General features: G+C 67.0%; 10 protein-coding genes and 1 pseudogene. 2 read left to right on the plus strand and 9 right to left on the minus strand.

Annotation, left to right across the window (positions count from 1 at the left end):
- Positions 1-35: 35 nt before the first annotated feature.
- Positions 36-650, minus strand: coding sequence for a cyclodeaminase/cyclohydrolase family protein (locus tag MIC448_RS12520; protein ID WP_051513796.1), 615 nt, complete (start codon positions 648-650; stop codon positions 36-38).
- Between the two features lie 106 nt (positions 651-756).
- Here MIC448_RS12520 and MIC448_RS12525 point away from each other — a divergent pair, with 106 nt between their 5' ends.
- Positions 757-1,308 carry a pyridoxamine 5'-phosphate oxidase family protein gene (locus MIC448_RS12525; RefSeq protein ID WP_081766397.1) on the plus strand — a complete coding sequence of 184 codons (552 nt, stop codon included), beginning with the start codon at positions 757-759 and terminating at the stop codon, positions 1,306-1,308.
- A 4-nt stretch (positions 1,309-1,312) separates the two neighbouring features.
- On the opposite strand, the gene MIC448_RS12530 is transcribed toward MIC448_RS12525, so the two are convergent.
- The 7 genes and pseudogenes from MIC448_RS12530 to lgt form a co-directional block, all read right to left on the minus strand.
- On the minus strand, positions 1,313-2,119 hold the full coding sequence (locus MIC448_RS12530) for a hypothetical protein (protein ID WP_051513799.1): 807 nt from the start codon (positions 2,117-2,119) through the stop codon (positions 1,313-1,315).
- Between the two features lie 32 nt (positions 2,120-2,151).
- Entirely contained in the window at positions 2,152-2,862 is a 711-nt protein-coding gene (locus tag MIC448_RS12535) for a spermidine synthase (RefSeq protein ID WP_036300237.1), read from the minus strand.
- Positions 2,863-2,995: 133 nt separating this feature from the next.
- Positions 2,996-3,301 (minus strand): annotated as a pseudogene (locus MIC448_RS12540) (ABC transporter permease); the annotation flags it as partial.
- Positions 3,298-4,092, minus strand: coding sequence for an ABC transporter ATP-binding protein (locus tag MIC448_RS12545; protein ID WP_036300240.1), 795 nt, complete (start codon positions 4,090-4,092; stop codon positions 3,298-3,300). The pseudogene MIC448_RS12540 and the gene MIC448_RS12545, both read right to left, overlap by 4 nt.
- Before the next feature lie 2 nt (positions 4,093-4,094).
- Positions 4,095-4,454 carry a DUF1048 domain-containing protein gene (locus MIC448_RS12550; RefSeq protein ID WP_036300242.1) on the minus strand — a complete coding sequence of 120 codons (360 nt, stop codon included), beginning with the start codon at positions 4,452-4,454 and terminating at the stop codon, positions 4,095-4,097.
- Between the two features lies 1 nt (position 4,455).
- Entirely contained in the window at positions 4,456-4,800 is a 345-nt protein-coding gene (locus tag MIC448_RS12555) for a PadR family transcriptional regulator (RefSeq protein ID WP_036300245.1), read from the minus strand.
- 97 nt (positions 4,801-4,897) lie between these two features.
- The gene (gene lgt, locus MIC448_RS12560) at positions 4,898-5,767 is read right to left on the minus strand and encodes a prolipoprotein diacylglyceryl transferase (protein WP_051513806.1); all 870 of its coding nucleotides are present in this window, start codon (positions 5,765-5,767) and stop codon (positions 4,898-4,900) included.
- A gap of 116 nt (positions 5,768-5,883) precedes the next feature.
- Here lgt and MIC448_RS12565 point away from each other — a divergent pair, with 116 nt between their 5' ends.
- On the plus strand, positions 5,884-6,183 hold the full coding sequence (locus MIC448_RS12565) for a metal-sensitive transcriptional regulator (protein WP_232711553.1): 300 nt from the start codon (positions 5,884-5,886) through the stop codon (positions 6,181-6,183).
- Positions 6,184-6,377: 194 nt separating this feature from the next.
- Here the strand turns inward: MIC448_RS12565 and MIC448_RS12570 are convergent.
- Positions 6,378-6,718 (minus strand): rhodanese-like domain-containing protein (locus MIC448_RS12570; RefSeq protein WP_036300247.1); only part of this gene is annotated, 341 nt, incomplete at its 5' end.

Below are 6,718 nucleotides of genomic sequence, written 5' to 3' on the forward strand. Positions count from 1 at the left end.
CGCTCCCTGAGCCTGTCGAAGGGAGCAGCCGAGCCTCAGCGCTCTTCGACCGCCTGTGCGAGTAGCGCAACGTCGGCTCGCGCCGCGGAGCCCTCTGCGAGCGGACGGTCGAAATCGCCAGACAACCCTGCCCCCGCGGGCAGGTGCTTGCGGGCAAGCGCGAGGCACGCGCGCAGGTTCGTCAGCGCGCCGCCGAGGCCCGCGCCGATCGCCTCTGCCGCGACCGCGACATCCGCGATCAGGTGCGGGTTGCCGCGATCGGCGAGCACCCGCAGTCCAGCGGCGAGCGCGGCGCCGATCCCGACCAGAGTCGCGGATGACTCGGCGCCGGCCGTGCCCGTCGCCACGATGCGCTCGTCCCGCTCCGGGGAGGACTCGGCCGCGAGCGCAGCGCCCAGGGCGGCCGAGCGCACCCCGTCATCCTCCGCCGCCTGCAGCGCCTCAATGCGCAACTCGATCGAGCGCTGGCCGCTCTGCTGCGCTCGTTCGTCGTCGGGGGTGTACGCCGCGACCATGTGCAGCAGCGCGGCTCCGATCGCCATCATCACACCCGAGGCCGCCCCACCGCCCGGCTCACCACCGCGCTGCGAAAGGCGATCCAGCCAGGCGTCGAGCGAGAGAGACACGGGTACACGCGATTCATCCGTCATGAGCCATGACCTTAGCCGCGCTCGACTTTCTCGTTCAGAGGGTTGACCCCTAGCGGTGCGCGGGTCAACGGAGTTGAATCGAAGTGATCGAACGGAGGCACGTGCGATGACTCGATCAAGTGCTGGGCCCGGGGCGTCGGGAGCACACGCCTTCCAACGATTGAGCCCCGCGGAATGCTGGCGACTACTCGCCGACCCCGCGATCGGGCGACTTGCTGTGACCGGCGCGGACGGGAAGCCGGATGTCTTTCCCCTCAACGTCCTCGCCCACGACGGCGCGCTGTACGCCCGCTCCGCCGAGGGGTCCAAGCTCAGCGTCATCGCCGAACACCCCGAGACCGCGATCGAGATCGACGGAGAGGGCGACGATCACCGCTGGAGTGTCGTCGCTCGCGGTACCGCTGCGCGCCTGGAGACGGACGTTGACGCGGCGACTGATGCCGAGATCGAGGCATCCGGTGTTCTGCGACTCGCGTCGGTGAACTCGGGCGGCAAGCCGTACGTTATTCGTTTGCGTGTCGTCACGATCAGTGGCCGCCGAATCAGGATCCGCGACGGGGGCGCGTCGGGGGCGACGCCGCGCACAGGGCCCATCATCAACTCCGAGCGTGCGCGGCCGCCACGGCCGATCCCGCATCACCCGCCGCCGAAGGCCTAAGCGTTCAGTCCTGGTCGCTCAGGACGACGACCTCGTCGCCCTCGAGGACAAACTGCAGGCCGGTGCCTTTGGGAAAGACCTGGAGGAGTTCGTCGGGGAGGCCCTGATAGTCCTCGGTGACGACGATTTCGATGGTCGCCGCGAAGTCGCCCGCCGTGCACCCGTTGAAGAACGGCCCCTCAAGGGAGCTGGACTCGCTGTCGATGTTCGTTGACGCCACGACCATCAAACAGGTTTGCCCGATCCCGTAGCTGAATGGCCCACTCGGCATGCTGAACAGGGCCAGTCCGTGGAAGGTCTGAAAAGCCTTGCCCCCTTCCGGCACGTCGGATCTCTCTTCTGATCCGTCTTGCGCGACGTAGTAGTTGGAGAACGCTCCAGGCCACTCGGCGAACGCGTCAACTCCCAGCACGGCGACCTCGCGCGGATCCGCTTGGATACGTCGCGACACGAATCCGGTGACGGTCGCGGTTACCAGGATCGCCACGGCCAGCGACGCGAGCCAGGCGATGGCGATGCGCTTCTTGGACCACTTCGCGGCGCGCCCGGCTGGCGGCTCCGACGCGAGGGAGTCATCCGCGACCTCGTCGGGGGACGGCTCCGCCGAGACGAGCGGCTCGACGTCAACGACAGGCTCGGTCTGCACGGGCAGCGGCGGCTTCGGCGGCAGCTGTTCGACCTCGGGTCCGCGAGCGAGGCGCTCGAGGTCTTGCAAGCGGGCCAGGGCGGACGGGTCGTGTTGGATGTCGGGCTCCGGACCGTACGCCCGGGTCCGCAGCATCCGGAGTTCGTCGATCAGCTGGTCGTCCATCCCGACCCATTCTGCCGTGCGCGTCCGACGCGTCAGAGTGACCGGCGCCGCGCGACGTACACCGTGTTCGACGAGCTACCACCGGTCAGGCGGTTCTCGAACGCCACCTCGTGGGCTCGGGCTTCGTCGAAAACCGAGGCGAGCACCGTCATAAAGTCGGCGTCGGGCGGATCGTCCGACCACAGGGCGAAGGTCCCGCGATCGGCGAGATGAGCGGCGAGACGCTCGAGTCCCGCGGCGGTATACAGATCGGCGTGACTCGGGTCGAGGTTATGGCGGGGCGAGTGGTCGACGTCGAGCAGGATGACGTCGTACGGCGCCTCGTCTGGAGCGGCGGCGCGACGCATCACCGCGAAGAAGTCGTCGTGGACGAGCGTCGTGCGCGGGTCATCCACGAGCTTCGTCGAAACGGGCAGCAGATGCCGCTCGTGCCATCCGATCACGGCCGGGAGGGCGTCGATCACATCGAGGCGGGCGACACGGTTGTCCTCGAGCGCTGTCACCGCGGTGTATCCGAGGCCGAGGCCTCCAACCAAGACCGCAAGCGAGCCGCCGTCGGTCGCCGCGAGGCCGAGCCGTGCCAGCTCTTCTTCCGCGACAGTGAACAGACTCGACATGAGATATTCATCGCCGAGCTTGACCTCGTAGATGAGTTCGCCGGACTGGCTGTCGGTACGGCGGCGGAGGTTCAACTCCCCCATCCGCGTCTCTTGCCAGTCGAGCTCTTCGAATCGCGCGATCATCGGCGTCCGCCTTCCGGTGACGTCACACCCTACGCTGCCACTCAGCGGACCTTGCGCCGATAGATCACGATCGCGAAGCCGTAGGCGACGACCAGGATGCCCGCGAGCCACGCCAGAGCGACCCAGATCTCGCCGACGACCGGCTGGCCGGCATCGACTGGAAGCGTTCGAAGATGCCGCCCTGCATGTCGAGGAACAGCCGATACGCGGTGTACGCGACTCCGGACGCGATCGTGATCAGCAGGATGCCGGGGAGGAGGTAGTTGACGTACGACTCCCCCGAGCCTGTGTTGATCGCACCGCCGAGCACGAAGACGAACAGCAGCATGAGCGCGATCGGGGTGACGGCGGTCGTGATTATCGTGTCGGGGCTGCGAAGGATGTGTCGCAGCGACCGCCCCGTGAGGACGCTCGTGTCGGCGAGAACGTGGGCGCTCATGACGGCTCTCCTTCGGATGCTCCGGATCGTTCGGGTGGTTCGGTCTCGCCGATCAGGGCGAGGAAGACATCCTCGAGCGACGGTTGCTTCTCGACGTACTCGACCTTCGCCGGGGGCAGAAGTTTCTTGAGCTCGGCGAGCGTGCCGCTCTGGATGATCGTGCCGCGGTGCAGGATCGCGATGCGGTCGGCGAGTTGCTCGGCCTCGTCGAGGTACTGCGTGGTCAGCAGGACGGTCGTGCCACCCCGGGCGAGGTCGGTGATCGCGCGCCACACCTCGAGACGAGCCTGCGGGTCGAGGCCCGTCGTGGGCTCGTCGAGGAAGATGACCGGCGGATCGCCGATCAGGCTCATCGCGATGTCGAGGCGTCGGCGCATACCGCCCGAGTACGTACCGGCTCGGCGACCGCCAGCCTCGACGAGCGAAAACTGCGCGAGCAGGCGGTCGGCGATCGCGCCCGGATCCTGCAGATGCCGCAGCTTCGCGACGAGCACGAGGTTCTCGCGCCCGGTCAACACCTCATCGACCGCGGCGAACTGTCCCGTCAGGCTGATCGACTCGCGCACGTCGGCGGGAGCCGCGGCCACGTCGAACCCGGCGACGGATGCCGTGCCCGCGTCCGCCTTCAGCAGTGTCGACAGTATCCGCACGAGCGTCGTCTTGTCCGCGCCGTTCGATCCGAGCAGGGCGAAGATGCTCCCAGCCTGCACGTCGAGGTCGACGCCGCGCAGCACCGAGACATCCGCGAAGGACTTCTCGATCCCGCGCACAGCGATGGCCGCGGCGGACATGCTCAGCGCCCCTCTTCCTCGACGGCGCGATCGATGGTCTTCTCGAGGCGCGCGCGTTCTTTGCGGATCCAACTGCCCCCGCCGTAGTTCTGCATGAACGTCTCTGCGAACTCGACCGGGTCGCTGCCGACCAGGTCGCGCACGGGTGTTTCGTCGGCGACTGCCTGTTCGAAGAGTTCGGCCAGGTCCGTCAACATCGCGATCAGGCTCTTGCCGTCGTCGCTCGGGCCGAGGTACATCAGGTAGCGCTCGAGGCCCCCGGCAGCCTCACGGTACGGCTCGGGCAGAGCCTTCACCCGCGCCTTGTATTCGCGGTAGTGCTTCTTGTCGGCGAGGTCGCCGGTCAATTTCTCGATCCACATGTCAGTTCCCTTCGGTCTCGGTTGATGCGGTGCGGAGCTGTTCAAGCCGCGTGGTGAGAAAGCCCCACGTTCCCCAGAATTCGTCGAGGTAGTCGCGGCCCTGAGCGTTCAGCGAATAAACCTTGCGCGGGGGACCCTTCTCCGACGGGACCTTCTCGACATCGACGAGCCCCCGCTGCTCGATACGGATCAGCAGGGCGTAGATCGTGCCCTCGGCGATGTCTGCAAAGCCCTCGTCACGCAGCCGGGCCGTGATCTCGTAGCCGTACGCGGACTGCGTCGCGAGGATCGCCAGCACGATGCCCTCCAGCACGCCCTTGAGCATCTCGGTCGCTTGTTTACCCATCCGGAATCGCCTCATTACTCAGTGACACTAGGTACTGGTAGATAGTAACACTGAGTACTGCGGATGCGTCAAGCATCCGTTTTGCGTAAAGGTCAGATCAGGCGGGCTGTGCGGCCTTCGGACCGACCCCATCGCGGAAGATGCTCGTCTCCGGCTCCGGGTGACGGACGCTCTGGATCACGAACAGCGCGACGCCGAGACCGATCGCCACGAACGACGCCCAGACATTGGCCGGGATTCCGAACAGACCATCGCTGGTCGGATCGATGCGGATCGCCTCGAGCCAGCTCCGACCCAGGCCATACCAGATGAGGTATACCGCGAACGCCTTGCCCCAGCGCAGCGCGATGCGGCGTTCGAGCAGCAGGATGATCGCAACCCCGACGAGGTTCCAGATCATCTCGTACAGGAACAGTGGATGGAACAGCGTCCCCTCGGCGAGACCCTCGGGGAATTTCGGGTTCGTCGATTCGATCTCCAGCCCCCACGGCAGGGTGGTGGGCAGACCGAAGAGCTCGTGATTGAACCAGTTGCCGAGGCGCCCGATCGCCTGCGCCACCAGCATGGCCGGGGCGAGTGCGTCGGCGAACGACCACAGCCGAATGCCCGCGATGCGACATCCGATCCATGCACCCACCGCTCCGCCGAGCAGCGAGCCATACAGCGCGTTGCCGCCATCCCAGATCGCGAAGATCGCCCAGATGTTCGCGCCGGGGTAGAAGTAATCCCCGACGTGGGTGAACACGTGGTAGAACCGCGCGCCGACGATGCCGAGCGGCACCGCCCAGATGATGACGTCGAGAACAGTCCCCGGCTCCGCCCCGCGACTGCCGAGGCGTCGCTGCGTGATGAGCACCGCGGCGATGATGCCCGCGATGATGCACAGCGCGTACGTGTGGATCGTCAGCGGCCCGAGCGAGAACTGGGCGAAGACGGGGTCGGGGCTCGGGATGCTGGCTCGAATCACAAGGGGCAACTGTAGTCCTCGGAGCTGTGTGCGATACCCGGCGGGGTATCCGCTTTTCGTGGAATAATGGCGTGTAACCCGCGACGCCGTCGGCGTGCGGTACCAGGAGGCCCACCGTGAACGAGACCGCGACATCCGAAACCACGGACGACCGCGAGGCCGAGCTGATCGCGCAGCAACGCAAGATCGTCAATCGCCTGCGCCGAGCGCAGGGTCAGCTCGCGGCCGTCGTGAACGCCGTGGAGTCCGGCGCGGAATGCCGCGACGTCGTCATCCAGCTGGCGGCGGTGTCGAAAGCCCTCGACCGCGCGGGTTACGCGATCGTCGCATCGGCCATGCGCACCTGCATCGCCGACCCCGAGGACGAGTCGATGACGCCGGACGAGCTCGAGAAGCTCTTCCTCACGCTCGCCTGAGGCGAGCTCAGCGGGCGAAGAATCGCGCGAAGAATCCGGTCGACGGCTCCTTCGCGTGGCCCTCGCACCGCTGCGAGCGCGGGATGCCGCGCATCACCTGATCTACGTGCTGACCACATCCTGCCCAGCTCGCCTTGCCGCACTTCTTGCACGCCACTTGGTAGCACATGGTCTGTCTCCTGGAGATGTTGCGGTCAGCGAACGGCTGCGTCGACGACGAGGACGTCGCGAGCACGTGAGCCGAGCGACGCCCGGAGCGTGAGGATGCCTCCCGACAGCGATGCCGAGTCCAGACCCGCCTGCGTCACGACGCGGTGGGCGATCGCGGAACGCACGCCCGAGGCGCAGATCACGCGCACCGGGCGGCCGGCCGCACGCTCCCGCACCTCGTCGATGCGCTCGCGCAGTTCGGTGTGCGGAATGTGCAGCGCACCGGGAACATGGCCGGTGACCCACTCGTCGTCGCGGCGCACGTCGAGCACCAGTGAGGTAGCCAGCACCTCGTCGAGGTCTTCGGCGTACCAGAGCGACAGGG

This window comes from Microbacterium sp. C448 (assembly GCF_000582705.2).
Classification (GTDB): domain Bacteria; phylum Actinomycetota; class Actinomycetes; order Actinomycetales; family Microbacteriaceae; genus Microbacterium; species Microbacterium lacus_A.